This is a genomic window from Lysobacter antibioticus HS124, from assembly GCF_000336385.2.
In the GTDB taxonomy this organism is placed as follows: Bacteria; Pseudomonadota; Gammaproteobacteria; order Xanthomonadales; family Xanthomonadaceae; genus Lysobacter; species Lysobacter firmicutimachus.
In genome coordinates this window covers 44,310-65,950 of the sequence record NZ_HG424450.1, presented here as the reverse complement: position 1 = coordinate 65,950, position 21,641 = coordinate 44,310, and the positions used below count along the sequence as shown (strand labels likewise).

20 protein-coding genes and 1 tRNA gene are annotated in these 21,641 nt (G+C 61.4%); 15 read left to right on the top strand and 6 right to left on the bottom strand.

Annotated features, from left to right (window positions below; translation table 11 throughout):
* Both TX83_RS02960 and TX83_RS23165 read right to left on the bottom strand, forming a co-directional pair.
* On the bottom strand, positions 1-1,822 hold a 1,822-nt coding region (locus tag TX83_RS02960; RefSeq protein ID WP_141233327.1), incomplete at its 3' end, for a DUF3857 domain-containing transglutaminase family protein.
* Positions 1,823-2,022: 200 nt separating this feature from the next.
* Complete coding sequence (locus TX83_RS23165; RefSeq protein ID WP_075574963.1) at positions 2,023-2,556, bottom strand: carboxymuconolactone decarboxylase family protein; 534 nt, start codon at positions 2,554-2,556, stop codon at positions 2,023-2,025.
* A 180-nt stretch (positions 2,557-2,736) separates the two neighbouring features.
* On the opposite strand from TX83_RS23165, the gene TX83_RS23160 reads away from it, so the two are divergent.
* From TX83_RS23160 to TX83_RS02940, 4 genes are all read left to right on the top strand, one after another.
* Positions 2,737-3,039 (top strand): hypothetical protein, encoded by a 303-nt coding sequence (locus TX83_RS23160; RefSeq protein WP_064746428.1) that lies wholly within the window; start codon positions 2,737-2,739, stop codon positions 3,037-3,039.
* A gap of 497 nt (positions 3,040-3,536) precedes the next feature.
* Complete coding sequence (locus TX83_RS22515) at positions 3,537-3,803, top strand: hypothetical protein (RefSeq protein WP_141233326.1); 267 nt, start codon at positions 3,537-3,539, stop codon at positions 3,801-3,803.
* Positions 3,804-3,811: 8 nt separating this feature from the next.
* Positions 3,812-4,195, top strand: coding sequence for a hypothetical protein (locus tag TX83_RS22510; protein WP_141233325.1), 384 nt, complete (start codon positions 3,812-3,814; stop codon positions 4,193-4,195).
* A gap of 275 nt (positions 4,196-4,470) precedes the next feature.
* On the top strand, positions 4,471-4,863 hold the full coding sequence (locus TX83_RS02940) for a hypothetical protein (RefSeq protein WP_064746425.1): 393 nt from the start codon (positions 4,471-4,473) through the stop codon (positions 4,861-4,863).
* 196 nt (positions 4,864-5,059) lie between these two features.
* On the opposite strand, the gene TX83_RS02935 is transcribed toward TX83_RS02940, so the two are convergent.
* Positions 5,060-6,403, bottom strand: a complete 1,344-nt coding sequence (locus TX83_RS02935) for an XVIPCD domain-containing protein (RefSeq protein WP_075574962.1) — start codon at positions 6,401-6,403, stop codon at positions 5,060-5,062.
* Between the two features lie 4 nt (positions 6,404-6,407).
* A complete protein-coding gene (locus TX83_RS02930; RefSeq protein ID WP_064746421.1) occupies positions 6,408-7,028 on the bottom strand; it encodes a hypothetical protein in 621 nt (206 codons plus the stop codon).
* Between the two features lie 824 nt (positions 7,029-7,852).
* Between TX83_RS02930 and TX83_RS02925 the strand changes: the two genes are divergently transcribed.
* A tRNA-Arg gene (locus TX83_RS02925) sits at positions 7,853-7,929 on the top strand.
* Positions 7,930-8,213: 284 nt separating this feature from the next.
* On the opposite strand, the gene TX83_RS02920 is transcribed toward TX83_RS02925, so the two are convergent.
* Both TX83_RS02920 and TX83_RS02915 read right to left on the bottom strand, forming a co-directional pair.
* Complete coding sequence (locus TX83_RS02920; protein ID WP_141233324.1) at positions 8,214-8,567, bottom strand: helix-turn-helix domain-containing protein; 354 nt, start codon at positions 8,565-8,567, stop codon at positions 8,214-8,216.
* Positions 8,568-8,751: 184 nt separating this feature from the next.
* On the bottom strand, positions 8,752-9,375 hold the full coding sequence (locus TX83_RS02915) for a response regulator (RefSeq protein ID WP_064746419.1): 624 nt from the start codon (positions 9,373-9,375) through the stop codon (positions 8,752-8,754).
* A gap of 407 nt (positions 9,376-9,782) precedes the next feature.
* Here TX83_RS02915 and TX83_RS22505 point away from each other — a divergent pair, with 407 nt between their 5' ends.
* From TX83_RS22505 to TX83_RS22500, 10 genes are all read left to right on the top strand, one after another.
* On the top strand, positions 9,783-10,232 hold the full coding sequence (locus TX83_RS22505; RefSeq protein ID WP_141233323.1) for a hypothetical protein: 450 nt from the start codon (positions 9,783-9,785) through the stop codon (positions 10,230-10,232).
* Positions 10,233-10,290: 58 nt separating this feature from the next.
* Positions 10,291-11,028 carry a hypothetical protein gene (locus tag TX83_RS02910; RefSeq protein WP_141233322.1) on the top strand — a complete coding sequence of 246 codons (738 nt, stop codon included), beginning with the start codon at positions 10,291-10,293 and terminating at the stop codon, positions 11,026-11,028.
* A gap of 32 nt (positions 11,029-11,060) precedes the next feature.
* Entirely contained in the window at positions 11,061-12,164 is a 1,104-nt protein-coding gene (locus TX83_RS02905; protein ID WP_064746417.1) for a type IV secretion system protein, read from the top strand.
* 22 nt (positions 12,165-12,186) lie between these two features.
* Positions 12,187-12,687, top strand: a complete 501-nt coding sequence (locus TX83_RS24150) for a DUF4189 domain-containing protein (RefSeq protein WP_079248007.1) — start codon at positions 12,187-12,189, stop codon at positions 12,685-12,687.
* A 19-nt stretch (positions 12,688-12,706) separates the two neighbouring features.
* Positions 12,707-13,195 (top strand): hypothetical protein, encoded by a 489-nt coding sequence (locus TX83_RS02895; protein ID WP_141233321.1) that lies wholly within the window; start codon positions 12,707-12,709, stop codon positions 13,193-13,195.
* 111 nt (positions 13,196-13,306) lie between these two features.
* Positions 13,307-13,849 (top strand): hypothetical protein, encoded by a 543-nt coding sequence (locus tag TX83_RS02890; protein WP_075574960.1) that lies wholly within the window; start codon positions 13,307-13,309, stop codon positions 13,847-13,849.
* Complete coding sequence (locus TX83_RS02885; protein WP_064746414.1) at positions 13,846-15,198, top strand: XVIPCD domain-containing protein; 1,353 nt, start codon at positions 13,846-13,848, stop codon at positions 15,196-15,198. Before TX83_RS02890 ends, TX83_RS02885 begins: the two co-directional genes overlap by 4 nt.
* Positions 15,199-15,375: 177 nt before the next feature.
* Entirely contained in the window at positions 15,376-15,909 is a 534-nt protein-coding gene (locus TX83_RS02880) for a hypothetical protein (RefSeq protein ID WP_064746413.1), read from the top strand.
* Positions 15,910-16,456: 547 nt separating this feature from the next.
* Positions 16,457-21,106 (top strand): RHS repeat-associated core domain-containing protein, encoded by a 4,650-nt coding sequence (locus tag TX83_RS02875; protein WP_079248006.1) that lies wholly within the window; start codon positions 16,457-16,459, stop codon positions 21,104-21,106.
* Entirely contained in the window at positions 21,103-21,579 is a 477-nt protein-coding gene (locus TX83_RS22500; RefSeq protein WP_141233320.1) for a hypothetical protein, read from the top strand. Before TX83_RS02875 ends, TX83_RS22500 begins: the two co-directional genes overlap by 4 nt.
* Positions 21,580-21,641: the final 62 nt, after the last annotated feature.

Sequence of the window (21,641 nt, the reverse complement as noted above, 5' to 3'; positions counted from 1 at the left end):
GCCCCTGCCACTGGCTGGCCAGTTCCTTGGCGCAGACCGCGCCGGGTTTGCCGTTCACCGTCATTTCGATGTCGGAGCGGACCTGGTTGCCTTGGCGCACGTACTTGGCGGAAATCCGGCCCATCGCGTTCTCGAACGAGGCGTCCTTGGGCGTCTGCACCAGTTCCACGCTGTCCGGCAGGCGGATCGTGCGCCGGACTTTCATCTGCCCGGTGCTGCAACGGAACGCGGTCTTGCGCTGCTCCGGGTCGGGCAGCACCGGGACCTCGAAATCGGGCGTGCGGATCACGCCCTGGTACTTGTCCAGGTAGTTGCTCACCTTCATCGTCATCGTCTCGACGTAAGGTTCCTGCACCGATTCCAGCGCGGTCGTGCGCAGCGTGCCGGTGGCGATGAAGCCCTGGTCGGCTGCGGTTTTGGCGAAATCGCGATCGCGCTCGGCCTGACTGCGTTGCGCCATCATGGCGCGCCGTTCGATGCTCTGCGCCGCGGAGAAGCGCCGCACCGTGGTCCAGTCGGCGCCGCCCGCGGCGTCGACCACGATCGTTTCCTCGATATCGATCCCCAGCTCGGCCGGGCGCGGATGCGGCAAGCGCCGCTCGCGGACAAGGCCTGGCCGTGCTGCGACCAGCAGGGCGGGCTTGCCGGCGGATTCGGGACTCAGCACGCCGAAGTCGGCGTAGGCGATGGTGCTGTCGACGAAGGTGTCCCACTGCGGGAAATAGTTGATGACATGGTCGAACTCGGCGCGCACCGGCGCGGTGGCCGAATTCGGAAACACCCCGTCCAGCCGTACCAGCGCCTGCACCGAATCCACCCCGGCGACGTCGAGCATCGCCTGCAGCAAGGTCGCCTTGTCCTTGCAGTCGCCGTACATGGTGCGCAACACCTCGTCCGCGGCGCGCGGCACCTGGGCGCTGGACAGGTCGACTTTAAGGCTGGTGTATCGCACCTGCGAAGCGACCCAGCGGGTGATGGCCTTGGCCCGCGCCATCGGATCGTTCAGTCCGCGGGTGATCGTGGCGACGCGCGCGCGGATCGCGGGCGTGATCGCCGCCTTGCCGCGCACGCCTTCGTAGTAGCGGTCGCCGATTTCCTCGCGCGAACGGTAGCTGCTGATGTAAAGGCGCGGGTTGACCGAATAGTCCTCCACCGTGTTCGGCTCGTAGCCCATCGGCGTCGGATTGGACCAGCGCCAGGCGCGTACCGTCCGATCGGCGGACGAGGCCGTAGCCTCGGGCTCCCAGCCCTGATGGTCGAAGCCGATCCGCATGGCCCGCGGGACGCTGATGCTGACGCGGTTGTCCGCGATCGCGATGTAAGGGCTGGCGGCGTAGAAGCGGTCGAACTGACCGGTCCGATCGGGACGGTTGCGATAGCGCACCTTGGTATGGCGGGAGGAGCCGGCCGCCAATTGCGGAAACACCACCGTGCGCACCGCCGCATCGGAATCCACGCCGGTCTGCGTACCCGCGTCGCCGCTGGCCTCGTAGATCTGCGCCTTGGCCACATCGATGCGCTTGCCTTCCGGCGTGACGACATAAGCCTCGAGGATCTCGACCTCGCCGCTGGACTTGCTGTAGGCGAAGTTCTCGATGCCGAGCTCTTCCGCGCCGCGCAGCGAATTGATCCGGAATACGCTGGTGGTGGTCGTGGTGTCGCTGCCGTCGCTGTCCAGTTCGATCTCGGTGGCGACCGATTCCGCAGTCCAGTTGGGCGCATCCGCGGCTTGCATCGCGCCGGCGGGCAGCGCGATCGAGCATCCCAGCACTATCGGCGCAGTCCACGCGCGGGCGAAATCGGTACGTCGGTGATCCGTCATCAATACACACTCGGTTGGAAACGAGGTTCATGGTGTGCGCGGACGGCCGACGCTCACAACCGGATCGATGGCCGGTAATGTTTGCTCGATGTGTTTGCTGGCGTGTGTGCTATCGCGCTGTTACGTTGTGTTCGTGCCGCATTTTGGCGTGCATCGCCACGCCGACCGTGCGGCGACGATTTCTTTCGGCGTCAATCGCGTCAGTTCTCGTACGACAGCAACCGCGGCGACGGTTGCGCATCCAGGTCCACGTCCAGGCCTTCCAGGAAGCGCGCGGTCATCATGTAGAACCCGGTCAGCAGGATCAACTCGGCGACGCCGCGCTCGCCGAGCAGGGCCAGCGCGCGCTTGAAGCTCGGGTCGGCGATGCGCGGATGCGCCACGCATTCGTCGACCAGCCGCAGCACGATCGCGTCCGGCGCAGCCAGGCGTTGCCACTGGCCGTTCTCGATCGCCTCGATGTCGGCCTCGCTCCAGCCCGCATTCAAGGCGGGCTGCAGATGCTGCATGCGTTGATAGGCGCAACCGCTGAGCCGGGCCACGCGCAGGATCGCCATCTCGTAGTGCCGCACCGACAGACTGGTGCGGCGCAGAGCGAAGCCGAGATCGAGAAAGGGCTCGGCGCAGCTGCCGGTGGCGAGCAGCGCGCGCGTGAGGTTGACGGGAAGGCGCGCGTACTGCGCCGCTTCGGCGTCGCTCATCGCCGAGGCGTCCCTGAGCGGTAGTCTGGCCATGCGGTGGTCCCCCTGGAATGTCCGCCAGGGCATCCTCGCGGGGCCGGGCCGGCGCGTCTGCGACGGCTGCCGCCATCCGCGGTCGCGGGATATGCGGTTTGCGAGCCAGGTCCGGATCGCGGTCGCCGCCCGACGGCCTGGTCTTAGCCGGCGAGACCCGCGCCGGCTAGGGTCCGCCCCATGGACACGACCCAGACACCGCACGACCTGCCCGCCGGCTTCCATTGGGAAGCCCCGTTCGCCGGCTCGATCTTCCCTTCGCACCTGGTTGCGGTGCCCGACGAGGACGCCGAAGCCTGGCTGGCCACCGTCACGCCGCCGCGCGAAGGCCATTGCGCCGTGGCGACGATCCGCCGCCACCTCGGCGTGCGCGACCACGTCAGCCGCCCGTTCCGCACCGAGGCCGCCGCGGCCAATTGGGTCGCACGCTGGCTCAGCGCGCAGGGCGAGTCGGTGCGCGCCGAGCTGTCGGCCTGCGCCTGAGCCTAATGAGCCTAGCCGCCGCCGCGCCTGGGCGATGGCGCCGCAGGGGACGGGATCGGCTCAGCGTTTGGCGCGCTGCGGCGCGAATGCCAGAAACTCCTGCAGCGCCGGTGCGTGCGCTCGCCGGGATTGATCGCCGCCGGTTTCGCCCAGTCTGCGCCGCCGAACCGCTTCGATTACGCCATCGCCATCGCCACCGACGCGCCGCCGGAAGCGGTCTGGGCCTGCCTGACCGCTCCTGCACTGATGGCGCAATGGAGGATAGGCGAGGCGGAGACGGCGTTGACGGCGACGACCGATGGGACGGCCGGCAGCGCGGTCGCCGGTTTGCACCATGCCGCGTTCCGCAACCCGAGCAGGCTGCCGGACTTTGAGCGGCCGGCGCGACTGTGGTCCAGAGCCGCCTGTGTTCGCCGTCGTGCTCGGCCGGCGAACCGGCGCATCACGCCAGCTTCGCGTTTGGCTCGCGGCCGCAGGGCGCGGGCACGACCCTGGCGATGAGCGCACGCGGCTTCGCCAGCGAAGCGATCGTCGGCCATCTCGGGTTCTATGGAGTCACGCTGGAGCTGCCGACGGTCTTCGCCCGGACGCGCCGCGCGCTCGCCGGTCTGGACGCCATCGCGGCGGCGGCGTTGCGGCCGGGAGCGCGGACAAAACGATCCGGGCGGGCTACGCCCGGCGCTGCAAGCGACGCATCGGTGCGCACGAGGTCCGCTCGGCGCGCTGTCGATCGGGCGCCCCGGCTGCAGCCAAAGTTGGCATGATTTTTGTGATGATCATCACTGTGCATCAACGTACCGAGGGGCGTCACATGCTTCGTAACACACTCCATTCGTACACCCCGTGGGTCCGGGACGAGGCCATCATCGCGGCGGAGATCCCGGCCGCGCCCCAGGCCCCCTCGGCTAAGCATCTGGTCATGCTGACGACGCGCGCCGGCGGCTTCCGCTCGTTGGCCGATCTCGCCGATCGCGTGCAGCGTTTGGGCGAGCGTTGCGGCGACGTGCGCAACCTGAAAGTCGTCCACCAGGCGGCGAAGGTGGTGACGGTGTGTTTCGACACCGACACCCCGTCCTGGCCGTATCGCCTGGCGCCGGAACTGCGCGCGCTGGGCTTGGTGCTGGTTTATACCGAGTTGATGGACTGGGTTGCGTGATCCGCGATGTCGCCACGGTGCGCAGTTCGAAGGTCAGGAACTGACCTGCCGCGACAGCCCGGCCGCAGTTAGGTCAAGTGTGCTTTTTTTTCGGAGCTTTGTGATGCGGCCGAGCCCGTCAGGGCCGGCCTAGATGGCGTAACCCGCAATGGCGCATCGCCAGGTTCGCCCCGCCCCGTTCGGCTCCTCCTCTTCCGCGCGATTGCCCCGCCGCCGGCGACGCCGATACAGTGACGTCGCATCGGGCTGGGACGCCCGGCCTGGACGGGTTGCCTATGGCAGGTTCGCTGCTTCCGCGATTGACTGCCGCCGTCGCGTCGTCGGGGCTGGCGCTACACGCGTACATCGCCCTGTTCGAGTCCTCAGGCAAGGATGTCTGGAGCGTCGCCTTCCTGGCCTGGGGTGGCCCGCCATATCTGATTTGCCTGGTCGTCGCCTGCCTCGGCCGCCGTGCGCTGCATGGGCTGTTCGCCGCGCTCGTCTGCCTGGGGTTGGATGCGGTCAATTACTACCAGGTGTTCGTCGATCCGCAGAGCTCGACCGCGGCGCTGGGCCTGTTGTTCGTTCCGCTGCTCAATCTCGTCGTGTCGATTCCGCTCGGCGTGACGGTCGCGGCGCTGATCGGCTGGACCGTGCGCAAGAAGGGCGGTTCCGTTCCGAAGCGCTGACGCGCGCATTCGCGGCGCGCGCCGTGAGCCCGCGCCGTGCGATGTACGGGGGCGGCGTGTCGTCACTCAGCGTCCGGCATCGTCCCCGCGGGCCGGGCGGCCGTCGAACGGATCTCGCCGCGTTGCCGTTGCGCCCAGCGTTGCGCATGGCGCGGCGCGATGCGGTCGGGGGTCAAGCGGCGCGGGGACGGGGGGCTCAGGCCATGCGCGCAGCAGGCAGGCGGGTCTGTTCCTGGCTCTGCTGCTCTTCGGCCGCGGCCTGTTGCGGGTGGAAGGCCGCCAAGCGTTGGAAGGAAGTCTCCAGCGGAATCTGCTCCGCGAGCTCGGTATGGGTTTGTGCCCGCTTGTGCGCCGGGTCGTGCAACTCGCCCTGCACGGCGAACACGTCCGTGCCCGTACTCTGGTTGCGGCCGGCGACGACGTGATCGACCCGGGTCAGTCCGCTTTCGTGCGCGTTGGCGAGCAGCGCGGCGCTGGTGCGCTCGGCGGCTTCACCGGCGGAACGACCTTGCTGCGCATAGATCCGCTCCACGCCAGCATGGATCGCGTCGTGCATCGAATGACCGGGATGGTCGCAATGGCGCGGATCGAACGGACGCGCAGCGCCGGTGGGCAGCGCGCCGTGCGCGTCTTTGAACGGACTTTCGGCCGGCTTCTCGGGGACGTGGCGCATGATTTCTTCGGCTACGCCTTTCGGCCCCCTCAGCGCCGCGCCGCCGATCGACAGGCCTTCGCGCAGGGCCCACACGTCGCTGCGGAACTTGTCGATCATCGCTTCGAAGCGATGGGCGTTGACGCGGGTTTCCGGGTCGCGGAGCACGGACAGGTCGCGATCCTCGTTGCCGTCGACATCGCGAAAATGGTGCAGGCTGTGCGACAGCGCGCCCGCTCCCGTGGCGACGAGAAAGTTGCGCGGGTCGGTGTAGTTGCGGTCGTTGTTCGCGTGGCCGGCCAGGGACAGCGACTTCACGTCGTGGCGGCTGGCATACACGCGGACCTCGCCGAAATGATGGCCGGCCGAGCTGACGAAGTCGGCGGCCATGACGTGGTTGACCACTTGATGCCCACCCTCGGGGATGCGCATGTTGAGATCGGCAGCGCCGAATGCGTTGAATGTCTCGCCATACAGGCCGAGCTTGGCTGCCGTGATCTGGGTCAGGCAGCCGCCGAGCGAGTGCCCGGTGACGGTGATGGGGACGCCTTCAGCGCGGGCGCGCTCTACGGCCTTGCGGGTGAACTCGATGGCGTCGGCTGCTTGCTGATTGGCGCGTCGCGCCACCATGCCTCCGTCGGCGCGAATCACATCGTCCAACGGTTCGCCGAAAAACTCGGTGCCGCGATGGGCTACCACGATTTCGCCGGTGTCCTCCCGTTGGAACATTACGCCTTGATAGCCGGATAGTTTTTCGTCAGAAACTTCAATCACGCTGTAGTTGATGCCGGCGATATTGACGATGTCGCGCTTTCCATTCTCTTTGACTAGGGGAGGGGCATAAGCGACATGAGAGAGCTCGGCATAGTGCAAACTGCTAATGGGCATTGCCTCATTCCTTGGCGTCTACGGTGATGGTGAAGGCTTTCGACAAATCCGTGCCGTACCGGGTTATGAAGTTTTCCTTGCTCGTGGTGTACTCGACGTTGTGGGTCGCATGAATCAGAGGCGCTGAGTACGCATCGCGTCTGGCATAGAAAACGGTTCTTTTCCGGCTGGCCAGTTCGGGGGGCTGCAGGGAAATCAAGAATTCCCGTCCGTTCTCGTCCCGCGTCGGCTGTAGATAAATACTGGCCAATTCGACAACCCAGGTGCATACGCCCTTTCCGAAATAGTCCTTAGCCAACATCCCATCCAGATATATGTCGAACTCGTATGTCGTGTCCGATAGCTTTCGCATGGGGATCGATATCGAGAAACGCTCCGGCGTAGGAAACGTGCCGGAAAAAGGCTCTGCCGAAGGCATGCAAGTCCGCTCCGGCCCGATGATGTACTGAACGCTGGCCGTCGCCTCCGCGAACGATCCCGGCGCTCCATCGATCGTCGCGGTGACGACGCGCTTCTGCCGTGGATTCGGATTGCGCTCGTACTTCGGGTCCAGGACCGCATTCGAGCAAGCGGTCAGCGCAAACAGGAAGCATCCGGCAAGCGTGAGGGGAAGGGGCGTTTTCATCGTGGGCTCGAATAGAGGACGGCATGCTCATCGTAGATCGGCATCAGGAGCCGCAGGCCCAGGAGCTGCTCCAGCGCCCGGGTCGAGAGCGAGCATATGCGCGTTGCGCGTGCTGTCCGAGACCATGTCTGGAGGTGGCACGACGCGGGGCATGTTCGCCTTGGGCATCACGTCAGCGAGGTGGCGGGAAGACTGGCGAGTAATGTCCGTCCGCCGCGTATCCGGGTCTATAGGAAAACCCTGATTCGGTGTGGACGTTTGTCCAAGCCAATGGTTAGCGTCGACCACGGTCGATTCAGGCGCTCCCGGAAATATCGACGCTTGCACGGCGAGGCAGCACCAGCTCGGCCGATACTGGACAGGCCGAGCGACCGGCCTCGGCGCGGCCGGTCGCCAGCGAAGCGCCGCATGGGTGCCTGTTGAGCGCCTGTCGGGCCTGGACTGTGGGCGAGCGCAGCACCGCCCCGGCCGCTGCCGGCCCGGTGCCGGTCCGCCGTCTGCGGCCGCGACCCGGTCGCGGCGTGTCCCGCCTCGTCTTGCGGGACCCGACGGCCGACGGTCTGCCGCCGCTGCGGCGAAGCATTTGCGGCACCGCCGCGCCGCGGATCGCTGCGCCAGCGCTGGGGATCGTCCCTTTCATCGGGAGGGGCTTCAGACGCAGGGGGCGGCCGCCTCATCGGCGACCCCGCCAGGCGGCCGAAAGTCACGGCCGAATTGCCCGTCCGCGGGGCAACGACCGCCGCCGTCACGCAACACGTGCCCTCGGCCCGATTTGCGTTTAGAATGCCGGGCCGCACGACGCGTTCGTGCGATGCAGCTCATACGCGCCTGTAGCTCAGCCGGATAGAGTAGCGGCTTCCGAAGCCGTTGGTCGGGGGTTCGAATCCCTCCAGGCGCGCCAAATACCCCTGTTCGAACCTCTCTATTTCGAGAGCAGCGACCGCCGAAAACGCCTTGTTTTCGGCGGTTTTCGCGTTTTGGCGTTGGACCAAGGTTGGCGGCGAATCGACCGAAAACGGCCAGATCACCCCCTCTTTTCTCTCTCTCTTCTCAGGGCGTTGGTTTTTTGGTCCAACGGTCGATTTCGCGTTTCCTTTGCTTTCAAAGGCTTAGCGCTGGACCAAAAAGAGCGGTTTGATGGGGTAGATGCCCCTCCGAGTTGGGTTCAAACCGGACCGGAGATGCCTACTCGGTCTCGACCCGCTTCTTGAGCGCCTTCCGCGCTTCATCGCGCGCGGGCAGGAACTGCCCCACCTCGCAGTCGAGCGCGAAGGCCAACTTGTACAACGTCATCACGGTGACCGCGGCTTTGCCAGCCTCGATCATCGACAGGTGAGAGCGATCCATCGGTATCCCGACCGCCAGGTCATCCTGGCTCAGCCCTCGTTCCTGCCGAATCGTCTTGACTCGCTCCCCCACGATCGCGAGAAGCGGCAGCTGCACGCGACGACCGCTGCCTTTGGCCGGCGTGGGCCGCGGCTTCTTGCCCACAGGAGTGAAGGGGGGATTGGTCGCCATTGCATAAAGGTAGATCGGCACGAATCTGCGTGCCGCTGGACAAAATGCGCCGGCACATAAACTCACGGCGCAAAAACATGTTGGCTAAACACCGCCTGGCTGGATACCACCGGTTTGGACACCGTCGTGGAGGCGCCTCTGGTATCAACGCAGCTTTAATGCGACTGTCCGGCAGCACGATTCGCATGCAGGACGGCGCCTGCATTCAGCAGGGATTTCTTCCAAAGCCCGCAGCACGCGCCATCGCAATCAGGGCCGTTTCTCTGTCAATTCCGAGCTTCGCCAGCAGCCTCGACTTGTGCCGGCGAACAGTGACTTCCCCGATCTCCAGTTCCATAGCGATCTCCGCATTCGTCCGCCCCTCAGCGAGAAGCGTCAGCACTTGAAGTAATCGCCCCGAAATCTTGTCTAGCTCGCTGGGCTCAAAGAGAGCCGCTCCAGCTAGCGATTCGTCCACATAGCGCTCGCCTTTGGCTACTTTTCGGACAGCCCGGATCAGCACGGAAGCATCCGCCGCCTTTACTACGTAGCCCAGGGCACCTGCCCGCAGCAACTGCGCCGGGATCTCTGCTGTTTCCACGGAGGAAACCACCAAGATCTTGCAGGCCGGATCAGATCGAAGCAGCTGTTCGACCAAGTACAACCCGTTCCTGACGGGTAGGTAGTAGTCGCAAATGACCACATCGGGCCGTAGGGATGCGTAGGTCGATAGAGCGCCTGCCGCGGAATCAGTTGCTCCGGCAATCTCGATACCAGCCGCTGCGCCGAGAAGCATCCGAAGGCCAGCAACGGCAAGCGGGTGGTCATCAACAATGAGTACGCGGATCATGCGCCCTCCTGGCTTGGATTGATCCTCGGGGGACGCGACTTAGCCAAATTACGCTTAGAGCAATCAAGCCATTTCCGTTCAATCATCACGACTTCTGTTCCTCGTGGCACATTCAATATTCAGCAAACTGACGCCGCAGCGATTGAACAGCATTGAACAGCTCCAACGCTCAGATTGAACAGCGTTCAATCGCACGTAATTTTTCACGGTTTCGTCAGAAATATCTTGCAAACCCTGTCGCCGAAAGGTAACCCTATCGCCGCGACAAGGAGGGTCGTATTGCCATGGCTGAAATCGGAATTCAACGTTCTTCTCGACGAAGCGCGACCCTAGGAGTTTCTGCGATACGGAGAGACGGGCGCGTCGTCGGGTATCAAGCGCGAACCAGGCTGCCTTCGAAGCAAGTGTTGACGAAGTACTTCAGCGTCGATAGTTATGGGGCCGCATCCGCTCTTTCGCTGGCAATCAGCGAGCGACGGCATCAGTTGGCTGAGATCTCTGGGGGAGGCCTAGCGCCGCGTGCTCTGCAAGAAGGCCCAAGGTCCCGGCCGGGCAAAAATGCCCACCTGCTGAAGTTGACAGCCCTAGACGTCGATCTCGAAGCAAAGTTCGCTGCAATCCTGATGGCCGAACGTGGTGCTGAGCTGATCGGGATCGATCGCATAGAGATCGTCAATGCCGAAGGCTGGACCGTCCTTGTCCGCCGGGGTCATCGATCGTCGCTCTACTACTTTCTCGATGCGCGCTACGGCGGGGCGGAGGTATCGCTCAGCGAAGCTGTCCGGTTTCGGGATGCGCATCCCGCTCACAGAAAGCGGCTCCTGCGAGTGTCCGCCACGCAGGCAGCAATGGGTTGATCCAGCTACAAGCGGGCACCCCACAAGAAGGTCGATCACAACAGGAAGTGGAGTAGGTATGAAGCATCGCAGCAGAGTGGAACGCCGCTCCGTCAGGGGGGCTGCATTTGCCTTAGCATTGGCGGCCGGCATCTGGAGCACTGCCTATGCGCAGCAGATCGTGTTCGACCCGAAGAACACGTTTGAGAGCATCAAACAGCTTCAAGAGATGAAGCGCTCCTACGACAAGCTGAACGACCAGTACAAGGAACTTCGGAAGCAATACAACCAACAGCTCGTCGCTGGCATGTCTTACTTCGGTCGTGACGGCGTCAAGGTCAAACTGGATCGGCGTCCTCTCGGTTACGGTGTGGCCGAACGCTGTACTGACATCAAGAACCCCGGCCCCAAGCAAAAAGAGCTGTGCACTGCCCTGGTGCAGACCCAGAACCGGCAGTTCAACGCGATGGTGGATTTGCAGGAGCTGACCGAAGCCCGCGAAGGCGAGCTCAAGGACATCTACAAGGAGCGGTCGGAGATCAAGCCGGATGAGGCTGGGCGCCTTCAGGCGAACACCAATCGGCTGTTGTCCTTCCAGGCTCGAACCCAGGTGGATCTCCAGAACGCGCAGAACCTGCTGGAAGCTTACGGTGGTCAGGTTAGGGTGCTGGAATCCGAGCACACCAAGGCCGCGCAAGCAGTCATCGAAGGTGAGCAATCTGGAAGCAAGCTCGACCTCAAGCGACTTGGGCAAGGCGGCATGCGCGCCGCCGCGCTCAAGGCTGCATTCGAAGTGGCCAAGCGCCGAGAGCGTTGATCGCGAACTTCCAATCTCAATGGATTTGACCCATGTTCGATCTGCATTCTATCGGGCTGAACGCAGCTCTGGGCTCCCTTTTGCAGGCTGGCATCCCGGACGGGATAGACAGTCTTGGCTTCTTCGCGCTGTTCAAGGACTTCCTCGACGGCGAGATTGCTGAGTACTCGCGAAACCTTCTGCGTCGCGTTGGGGCCCTAGTTGCCGTCGGCGTTACTCCGCTGGTCACCCTCTGGATCATTTTTCAGGGCTATCTGCGAGTGACTGGACAATCGCATAGCTCGATGGCGGCGCTGAAGGTGGAAGCTACCAAGGTTGTTCTGATCGTGATGATCGCGGGTGGAGCAGCCAACTTTCAGAACTCGATCTACAAGTCGATGACCGATGGGGTCAGCCAAGTCATCAACTACACCATTAGCGGTGAAGACGAGACCACCGTCTACGACGATATCGATCAGGCTTTGGCGCTGATGCAGCTAGCTATCAGCAGCATTGACATGCTTGATGTGGGCGACAGCCAAGTCGCGATAAAGAAGCGTGATCAGGCAAGCCTGATGGCTGGACTCGGTGTCGGCGGCCCAGCGATCACGGCAGGATGCCTGCTCATTCTGAACAAGTTTGTGATGTCGTTGCTTCTCGGGACAGGCCCCTTCTTCATCCTCTGCCTCATCTTCAAGCAAACCGAAGGGCTGTTCAAAGGCTGGTTCAACGCGCTGCTTGGTACGCTCATGTCCATGGCGTTCCTAAGCGTGGCGGTGACACTTGCGATGGACATCACACTTGCCCTCGCCGGCGCATTCTGGGCGACTGAAGGGCTCTCGAGGCTACTCGGCATGGGAACCGCTTCGGAAGGCATCAACAGCGTCGTGCAGATGCAGGGAATCCTCGGGCTAGTCCTCACCATGCTGGTTCTCAGCGCGCCGCCTGCGGCTGCGATGCTGTTCAGAGGATTGCTCGCACACTTCAACCCATACTCGGCAATGGGTGGCCCTGGCGGCGGCGGGAGTGGTAGCCGGAGTCAACCTACCCTGTCTGCGAACCCGAGCGGCGGTATCCCGACTCCACCACCTAACCAAGTGGTTACAAGGGCCGAGAACGCCGAGCGTATTGATCGCGACAACATCCGGCGTAGTTGAACTGGCAGATTGGAGAACAGAAATGCGACGACCCCAGCTGCTCGCCTTCGGACTGGCTCTATTCGTGCCTCTGGCAGCTCATGCTGAAGGAGACTGTCCTTCCGGATATTACCGATACTCCACTCCAGGCCATCGGGGAGATTGCATTCCCATTCCTTCTACCCCGGAGCAAATGCCCTCTGGCCCTCGCTGGCGCAAGACTTGGGGTGCGATCGCCGTTGACGGCACCAACGGAGCCACTGGCGTAACGGTGGGTAGCAGGACGGAACGCGCCGCCAAGAAGGAAGCACTGGAACGTTGCCGGCGCGGCGGAAACTCGCAGTGCAAAGTGATTCTTGCATATGAGCATCAATGCGCCGCGATCGCACTACCAGTGGGTCAATCGAACGGCTCGTCGGCCACCGTTGCAGCGGAGAACGAGTTTAAGAGTTCGAAGATCGCCCTCGATGACTGCAGGGAAAAAAATGGTGTGGCGTGCGAGATTGCTTACAAAGAATGCTCGCGCCCAGTGCTTGAGCGTTGACTTTTAACGGTAGAGACTCATGGCAACTAATTACTATGCGAGCCCAGAAAGCGAGAAATTCGTTCGCCCCGTAGCTTTGGCGATCATTGGGACGCAGGTTCTCCTGTCGTTTGCATCTTCCGCAACCCTTGCTGCCTCGGTGTTCGGCCTGAATCTGTACTCGGCCGCACAGCATCTATCCGCGTTTACGGCGGCATCGGTCCTGATCGTAGCAGCCCAGATCTGGAAACTCTATTTTCAGATCCGTAAGAAGTTGTCGGGTGTTCTGGACGCAAAGATTGTATGGCTGGCTTCGGCAGTAACTGCGGCCTGCGTCATTTCGACGGCAGTTGTTTCAATCACGATCCCATACTTGACCGTTGGGGGCCCCGATGAAGTGACGGCTGCGGTAATTGCCGCTCAGTTCGTCTCCGTGTTCTCTACGGGCTTGTTCGCAGCCAAGTCCAGCATGTCGTTCGCCGCGCTGTTCGAAGCTCTTCGGGCAACCGAGAAGGCGCGACTGGCCTAAGCAAGAGAGTCCTGCATGCATTACAAAAAACTCCACCAACGTTTCGCAGGTATCGCATTCCTAAGCGCTCTGCTCGTCGCCAGCGGATGTTCTGAACCAGCAGGAACCAAAATGCCCAAGTACAAACAGAACCCGTCCCCTCAAGATCAATATGACCTGACCATAGTAGTCGACAACGCTCCCGGGCCTTTTGCATCCGTACAGGGTGCGATGCAGTACGACATCTCGAATAGGGACTGCCTGCCGCCTGCCGAGGGCCTCTCCGTCGCGCAGACCACCCCGATTTCGTCGTTCATCCCCATTGCGCTCAAACGTGTAAACGAAACGACCTTCGAAGGGATAATCGCTCTCGATGGCCTAGTCGATGAAGACTACTTCGGGCACGGAGTATGCCACTTCAGACCCATCGGGCCCTCCTTTTCCTTGAAAGCTACTGGGGCATCCGGCGAGACGAAGTTCGTCGCGAGCCGCTGGGCAGAGGACTTTGAGTTTGATCCGCAAGGGACTACTTACTACTTGCGCTCGAGCTATCCGAAGCATCAAAAGATCAGCGACTACCCAGACGTCGGGGCGGGCAGTCCCGAAGAGTACAAAGAATCGCTCCGCGGCGATTTGTTCAGTGTTTCCATCACGGCCAGGAAGGTGCAGCAATGACCATGACCACGCAGCAGTATGCGAACCTGGCACAGGACTCGTATGACTCACCGGACCTGAGCAGCGATCAGAATCGACGGGTTAACATCGGAGGCATTCGGTACACCATCCTGGCGCACGTAGATAAGGAATCTGGCTATCAAGGAACGATTTATCAACGCGAAGATACCAAGGAGATCGTCGTCGCCCATCGCGGCAGCGAATTCAAGGAGCAACCGTTCAAAGATGGCGTACTCGCTGACGGCGGGATGGTAGCGAAGCGAGTCAATGCACAGGCTGCGGATGCGATCGAGTTCACCAGAGCCGCGATTGAAATGGCGAAGGCGCGGCGCGACGAAACTGGAATGGAGCCGCAAGTTACTGTCACCGGGCATTCGCTCGGTGGCTGTCTCGCACAGATCACGGCCGCAAAACTGAATCTCAACGGCGAAACCTTCAATCCCTACGGCGCCGTTAGCTTAGGGCTTCGCATTCCCGAAGGAGGCAGTAGCGTCATGAACCACGTCATGGCTGGTGATGTGGTCAGCGCAGCCAGCAAGCACTTCGGCAAAGTGACCATGTACGCCGAGCCGGTTGAGCTGAACGTATTGAAAGCATCCGGTTACGAGGACAACGGAAGCCAGCTCGATATCCGGAATCCGATCAAGGCGGCAGTCACCGGCGGCGACTCACATCGCATGCACCATTTCCTCGACGTCGATGGCAAGGGTCAGCCCGACCGGTCGATACTGTCGCAGCCGCAGGCGCGCGAACTCGCCGACCGGCACCGGCCGTTGTTCGAGAAGTACAGAGGTGATATCGAGGATATTCGCGCGGGCGCAACCCTCGGCGCCGCTGTCTATCGGGGCAGCCAGGCGATCGCGGACGAGATCCGGCGCCACCTGCCTGAAAGCTCTCCGGAGAGCCCGTTTAGAGACGCGCACGGCGCGCTGCCTGCCCATGGTCGGCATTCGCTCGACCCGCGCGATGCCGGCCACCCCAACCGCGCCATGCACCAGGCGATTCACACAGGCGTGGAGCATGCGTTCGCCAGCAAAGGCCTTCAAGTCGGAGAGAGCTCCGATCGAACGTCGGCGGCGTTGTTGGTTAATGCTAGACAAAACGGTCTGAGCCAAGTGGATCAAGTCGTTCCAGGCCGCCAGACAGCGGCTGGCCTCGACGTATTTGCCGTGCAGGGCGATGTTCACGACCCGGCCCACAAGCGAGCGCAGGTCAACACGCAGGTCGCCGCTCAGATCCCGGTCGAGACCTCGTTCCAGCAGTTGGCGACGGTCAATCAGCAACTGGCTGCGTCCCAGGAACAACACAACCAAGATCAGGCCCGGACGCAAGCCGCCCGCACGGTCTGAACCCCTTTTCAACTCGACCTAAGCCGCGCCGCTCCCTGCCGGGGGGCGGCCAAGGGGGGCTTTGTGTCCACGATTTTGAAGCCGGCGATGCATTGGAAGCTGCCATATTGGATTAGCCGGATTCTTCGTCCTGGCGTCGCAAGCGTAAACGTTCGGCCCGGCTACGAAGCCAAGCTCATGGCCGCCCGTGCCCGTACCGCCCTCGCTGGCCTCCAGCCGCCACCCTTTACTGCGGAAGACGCCCGCTACGCCCCCGCCGCCACTCAACTCGTACACCGGGAGCTCAGGAGGGCGCTCGGCCATCTCAGCGAGGACCTAGTGGTCCGGCAGCGGTTCGGTCTGGTGCTTTTGATGCGAGATCTGCTGGAGCGTGAGCTTCGCGCGCCGCTGACGTACACCCTCGGCTACGTGTACCAGTGCGGCCAGCGCCTTTACCACACGCCGATCGCGGGGTTGGAGCAGATGCTGCTGACCGGCATTGCCCCAGGGGCGCGCATTAGCCTGCACGCGTGGCTGACCTTCCCCAGCCATGAGGTTGTCGACCTGACGTTCTGGGCCGCATTTCCAGCCTTCGCATCTGAGCAGGAGCGGTTTCACCGAGGGCTGTTCATGCACCCAAGCCAGATGGCGGCGAGGAGCTATCACCCGCAGTGGGTGGGAGATGGATTCGTCCGCCGAATCGGAATCCTGAAGGAGTACGAGGGATGGTAGGCCGGACGGTAGTGACCTACGAGGCGGTCCGCCGTGGTGCGCTCGACTGGCGCGTCTGCGTCGATGGCGTTGACGAACACGTTCCGTTCGCGAATCGGGAAAGCTGCATAGCAGCAGCAAGCACGCGAGCCAGACTTCGACACGTCGATACGGGCTGCGCTACGGAGGTCTGGGCGCCGGGCTACGGGAGCAAGCCGGAGTGCCTGATCCGATATATGACGCCGCCGGAGCTGGATGACCTTCTCATTCGCTCCGTCGGGAACGTAGATTGGATCGCCGGCTGCGCAAGCGATGGAGCGCAGCCTGAACATAGCGAGGACGAGCATCCAGGCTGAGCTGCCTGCGCCCGGGCCTCAAGCTAGCGTAGAGCGTGCATCGTTGGCGCCGAACCTAGAAGGTGTCCGGCGCACGCTGCAAGAATTCTCCGCAGGACCTTGGTCGGACTGCGGAGGCTGTCGGTGGAGCGCGGCACCCGCCGGCCAATTGGGGCCGGCGGGCCGTGGCTAGCGTCCCGCTGGCTGATACGGCCAATTCGTAGGATGTCGGCATGGACATTGGCCATGGTGGCCAAGCCCAAGCAGCCGGCGCTAAGGAAGCAGGGAGAGGAGCATTGAAAGTCGAATCGAAATTGAGTTTCGCCATCGCATTGGCGCTGGGTTTGTCCCCGGCCGTCGCCCAAGCAGAATTTCCGCCCGAAACGGGCCAGTCACTCCACCCCGCGCCCGGGCCCGTCTGGCAGGGTGCTTGGCCCGCTACCTACACGCTCCGTCATGCTGTCCGCTCTTGTAAGCAAGACAAGAAGAAGGCTCTGGAAGAGGCGGCGGCGGCTGCCCCACCCGACGAAGGCACCAACCCTCGCAAATGGGTAAACCTCGACTGCAAACGCGAGGTGGTTCTTCCCGAAGTGACGAGTGGCCGGGTGTCGGTGCACCTTGAGGTCGGAAACCGTTACGACCTGCCACCCTATAACAACCCACCCGACCCTCCCATCGACCGCTACACCTACTGGTACGGAAGCTTCAACGGCTTCTGGCCGCTGAAGGACGGGGAAGAAGACAACGGGAAGAATTTGGGAAAGAGCGATTGCGCGAATACCTGTGTCGGCAACCCGATTGTGGTGAACGCTGCAAACAAATACCAGTTTGAGGTCGACTATGCCGGTACCGGCGGACGGGGGCTGAAGTTCGAACGCTTCTACAACAGCGCTCCCGAGGCCCAGTCTGTTTCGCTTGGCGTCGGCTGGCGGCACACGTACAGCCGGAATCTGGAGCTCCATGACTTTTCGCCCGACAAGAAGACTCTAATCATCCACCGGGACGACGGCATGCAGATCCTCTTCCGCGAGTCCAACGGCCTCTGGCTGCCGACAGCGGACGTTCGGATGAAAATCAAGCCAGTGATCGAAGCAGGCGTCCCGCAGATCTGGGAGCTTTCGAATCCGGCCGACGGATCAACCGAGACGTACGACGCATCCGGCCGCCTCGTCGCCATCGACTACGACGACGGCTACCGACTGGACATCGCCTACTCCGGCGGGCGCCTAAGCCAAGTGACGGATGCTCAGGGGCGCGTGCTTTCGATCGCACGCAGATCCGACGGCCTCATCTCCACGGTGACCGACCCTGCTGGAGTGGTCTACACGTACAAGTACGGCTCCCCGACGCTTCCGGCCTGGCCCGAGCTGTCGGACTACCGCTTGGACAAGGTGACCGCCACCTCTGGCTACGCTCGCGAGTACCGATACGACACCGGCTCCGAACCCTATCGAAATGGGCTGCTGACGCAGATTTTGGACGAAACTGGCGCGGTCAAAGCTTCGTTCTCGTACGACGCATCTGGCAACCCAATATCGACCGAACACACCGGCGGCGCCGAACGCTACACAATCCAGCCGGGTGTCGGCGGAACCACGGAGGTCGTGTATGCGAACGGCCTCAAGATGCGATATCGATTCACGAACATCAATGGCAGAACCCTGCCGCTCGATGTCGAACGCATCTGCACGACCAGCGATTGCAGTGCCACCGCATCGTACTCCTACGACGCTGCGGGCTATCTAGATCGCGTGACCGGCTTCGACGGGGTGAAGGATTACGATTACAACTCCAAGGGACAGCTCATTCAGCGCATTGACGCGCCTGGCACCAATGTAGCGAGGAAGGTTCAGTTCGATTGGCACCAGTCGTTCGACGTGCCGTTGGAGAGGCGTGTATACGACCCCAACGGAAACCTGTGGACCAAGGAGCAGTGGACCTACAATGCACGTGGTCAGCAGCTAACCTCATCGGCCATAGACCCCGCTTCGGGCGAGGTGCGGACAACGACTACGACCTATTGCGAAGCAGCAGACGTCCAAGCGGGAACATGCCCAATTGTCGGCTTGACGATCCGTGTCGACGGTCCTAGGACCGATGTCAACGACGTCACCACGTTCAGCTACTACGCCCAGGATGACTCAGGCTGCAGTACGCCTTCGGGCCTCTGTTCCCACCGCAGGGGAGACGTCTTCCGGGAGGTTAACGCTGCAGGTCACGTTACTGAGTACCTTGCCTACGACCGCGCAGGCCGGCCGATTTCAGTCAAGGACGCGAACGGCGTAGTGACTGATGTGGAGTATGACCTTCGCGGACAATTGAAGCGTCAGCTTGTCCGGGGTGGCATATCCGGCAGCGAAGCCGACGATTCGATTACCACTATAGAGTACGACGCGACCGGGGCGCTGAAGAAGGCGACTGATGCCGATGGCTTTGCAACGGTGCTTGAGTACGACGCTGCAGGTAGGCTAACTGACGTCTTGGACGCCTCGGGCAACCGAATCCGTTATACCCTTGACAATGAAGGACGCCCCGAGAAGACCGAGGTACTCGATAGCGTTGGCTCACTAGCCCAGTCGATGTCGACCGTGAGAAATCAGCTGGGGTGGATAAAATCTATCAAGGATGCTTACGGTCGGAGTACGACCATCTCCTACCACAAGAACGGATCTCGAAACTACACGACCGACGCGCTCGGCACCCAGACAATTGAGCAGACGGACGAATTGAACCGTCCGTCGAGAGTAATACTTGGGGCCAACGGCTCGTCGTCCAACGGGGCGCTATATCAGTACGACCCGAATGACCAGTTGATTTCAGCATACGACGGGATGAGCCGTGTTACGAGCTACGAACGTAACCGTTTTGGAGAACCGCTTTCGTTAGCCGGTCCTGCAACGGGCACGACAGTGTACTCGTATGACAAGGCTGGCAATGTCAGGACGGAGCGGGACGCCGATGGACGAGAACGTGTATCGACATACGACGCTATCGGACGAACCATTTCAATCGCCTTCTCGGCCGACTCATCGCTGAACATTACCAATACCTACGATGTTGCGCCGACTGCATGCAACGCCAGCGAGCGATTTCCTGTCGGAAGGCTATCAAAGACAGTGGATGCCAGTGGCAGCACAGAGTACTGCTATGACTGGCAAGGTCGGTTGACCCGAAAGATTCAGATTTTAAACGGCAGGCCATTCGTGCAGCTATATGGATACTCCAAAGCTGGACGTGTGTCCTCAGTAGTCTACCCGAGCGGAGTAAGGGTGGACTATGGCGTCTCACCGAACGGAGGCATTGGAGCCATCACGCTTACTCGGCCTGCGCAGACAAGCCAGAAAGTCCTCCTTGGCGTTGAGCACTATCCGTTTGGGCCAGCCAAGAAGATCACTTTTGGCAATGGCCGGATCTTAGCCCGAACATACGACTTGAACTACAGCCCCACCGCAATTCAAGACGCTAGTACTGATGGACTCTCCCTCGGATACTCGTTCAATGAAGTGGGTGACATTGCTGCGCTTCGTCAAGGCAATCTGAGCAACCCACCAGTAAGAAGGTACCAACACGATTCCTTCGGGCAGCTGACCGCAATGAAAAGCGGTTCGGATGCGCAGCTCAAGGACTACATCTACAACCCGTATTCGCTAAGTAGGACCACTGAGGTCACAAACGGAGCGACCAGTACGACGGCAACTTACGACTCGGCCACGGGCCGTCTAATCCAGTGGAATGGAAAGGCGAGAGCGTACGATGCGTCCGGCAACACGATAAGTAATGGCGGGTCCGCGCTGGAGTTCGTATATAACTCGGCAGGCAGGGTCAGCGCTGTAAAGGTCAACGGCGCAACGGCGATGTCGTATAAGTACAACGCAAAGGGTGAGCGTGTTCAGAGGCAGGGGGCTTTCGGACTCGATTACTCGACCTATGATTTGTCGGGCCGATTCCTTGGCCGCTACGACAGCACCGGCAAGGCGGTTCAAGAGGTTATTTGGCTTGCTGATACGCCCGTTAGTGTCGATGCCGGGGGAAAGCTCTACTACGTCGAGGCCGATCACCTTGGTACACCCAGAGTAGTGATTGACCCTGCTCGCCAGAAGGCAGTATGGAAGTGGGATGCAGCGGGGAGCCCGTTTGGTGGCGACGCTCCCAATCAAGACCCGGATCAGGACGGTACGCCTTTTGTCTTTGACCTGCGATTCCCGGGTCAGCAGTTTGATTCAGTAAGTGGTACGCACTACAACATTCATCGCGACTATGATCCGTCAACGGGCACATACCTTCAAAGCGATCCGCTTGGCATTCTTGGCGGAATGAATACGTATAATTATGTTTCCAATTCGCCGCTGATCTGGGGTGACCCCCTCGGGTTACTGCAATGGAACGAGTTGCCGACTCAGGAGCTTTGGGGGCGGGTGACGCGCGGAGCGACGTCGCGTACATTTCCTGGCGACGGATTGGCCCAATTTGAGCCGGGAAGTTTGGCTCGAACGACGATCGATTGGGCTATCAAGCCGCAGTGCAAGTGTTCTGAAGGACAGTTCCGCCTTGATGAATTCATAGTTGATGTCGGCGTTCAAATTCTTCTTCGAACCTCCTATAGCACTCAAACCTTTGCACGACAGACGGTCACGGCCGAGTACGATCACGTCAGAGATCTAAGATCGTGGATGTCGCGGGCTCGACGCAAGGCAGAGAAGAAGGAGCAAGAACTTCGCCGAAGCGTTTACATGTCCGAGGCGGATTGCTTGACGCAGAGTAAAAATGGCCTGCAGAAGTTCTTACAAGGCTCGGTCAAGCCGGCGGTGTTGAGATCGAAGAAGAGGTATGATGAGGGAAGAAGCCCAGCCCATGCTATTGAATCGAACGAGGCGGACCTATGAGCAATTTAAGCTGCTCGCTGTTGTTTTCGCTAGGAGTACTGTTGGTAGCCCCAGCGGCTTCAATCGCTGGCGAGTGCAGTCGTGATGTGACGGTCAAGTTTGTTGCGAACGACGCAGATCGAGCAAGGGATTGGAATGTTGTATATGGCCGCTATGTGGTGCGAAATGATTCGAAGAAGCCAGTGGAAATTTCTGCTTACAAGAGCGAGGAGCAGCCAGTTCTTCTTTATCCATTGAGTGCCTTCGTGGAAGCAAAAGGTGACAGCGGCCGTTGGGCAAACGACTCGACGGTGATAGAGCACTTTGAACCGCCCAATCTGGTTTTCAGAGTCGAGCCGGGGGAGGAGAAGGAGTTTCTAGCAAGTAGCCGACCCGATCCGGAGCCTTTGTATCGAATTCGATTGAGGACGACAAAGAAGTGCTGGGTTACCTCTGAGCCATTCCATTTTCCTGCGCGCAGTGTTCAGCCCTAGGGTTGCAATCGGCCCGTAGCGAAATCGAGGGCGCCGCTGGCGCCCTCGATTTCTTTGACTTT

Excerpts from the sequence above, each read along its gene's own strand:
- TX83_RS23165 (WP_075574963.1), bottom strand. The coding sequence starts at position 2,556 with ATGGCCAGACTACCGCTCAGGGACGCCTCGGCGATGAGCGACGCCGAA.
- TX83_RS23160 (WP_064746428.1), top strand. The coding sequence starts at position 2,737 with ATGGACACGACCCAGACACCGCACGACCTGCCCGCCGGCTTCCATTGG.
- TX83_RS22515 (WP_141233326.1), top strand. The coding sequence starts at position 3,537 with ATGAGCGCACGCGGCTTCGCCAGCGAAGCGATCGTCGGCCATCTCGGG.
- TX83_RS22510 (WP_141233325.1), top strand. The coding sequence starts at position 3,812 with ATGATCATCACTGTGCATCAACGTACCGAGGGGCGTCACATGCTTCGT.
- TX83_RS02940 (WP_064746425.1), top strand. The coding sequence starts at position 4,471 with ATGGCAGGTTCGCTGCTTCCGCGATTGACTGCCGCCGTCGCGTCGTCG.
- TX83_RS02935 (WP_075574962.1), bottom strand. The coding sequence starts at position 6,403 with ATGCCCATTAGCAGTTTGCACTATGCCGAGCTCTCTCATGTCGCTTAT.
- TX83_RS02930 (WP_064746421.1), bottom strand. The coding sequence starts at position 7,028 with ATGAAAACGCCCCTTCCCCTCACGCTTGCCGGATGCTTCCTGTTTGCG.
- TX83_RS02915 (WP_064746419.1), bottom strand. The coding sequence starts at position 9,375 with ATGATCCGCGTACTCATTGTTGATGACCACCCGCTTGCCGTTGCTGGC.
- TX83_RS02910 (WP_141233322.1), top strand. The coding sequence starts at position 10,291 with ATGAAGCATCGCAGCAGAGTGGAACGCCGCTCCGTCAGGGGGGCTGCA.
- TX83_RS02905 (WP_064746417.1), top strand. The coding sequence starts at position 11,061 with ATGTTCGATCTGCATTCTATCGGGCTGAACGCAGCTCTGGGCTCCCTT.
- TX83_RS24150 (WP_079248007.1), top strand. The coding sequence starts at position 12,187 with ATGCGACGACCCCAGCTGCTCGCCTTCGGACTGGCTCTATTCGTGCCT.
- TX83_RS02895 (WP_141233321.1), top strand. The coding sequence starts at position 12,707 with ATGGCAACTAATTACTATGCGAGCCCAGAAAGCGAGAAATTCGTTCGC.
- TX83_RS02890 (WP_075574960.1), top strand. The coding sequence starts at position 13,307 with ATGCCCAAGTACAAACAGAACCCGTCCCCTCAAGATCAATATGACCTG.
- TX83_RS02885 (WP_064746414.1), top strand. The coding sequence starts at position 13,846 with ATGACCATGACCACGCAGCAGTATGCGAACCTGGCACAGGACTCGTAT.
- TX83_RS02880 (WP_064746413.1), top strand. The coding sequence starts at position 15,376 with ATGGCCGCCCGTGCCCGTACCGCCCTCGCTGGCCTCCAGCCGCCACCC.
- TX83_RS02875 (WP_079248006.1), top strand. The coding sequence starts at position 16,457 with ATGGACATTGGCCATGGTGGCCAAGCCCAAGCAGCCGGCGCTAAGGAA.
- TX83_RS22500 (WP_141233320.1), top strand. The coding sequence starts at position 21,103 with ATGAGCAATTTAAGCTGCTCGCTGTTGTTTTCGCTAGGAGTACTGTTG.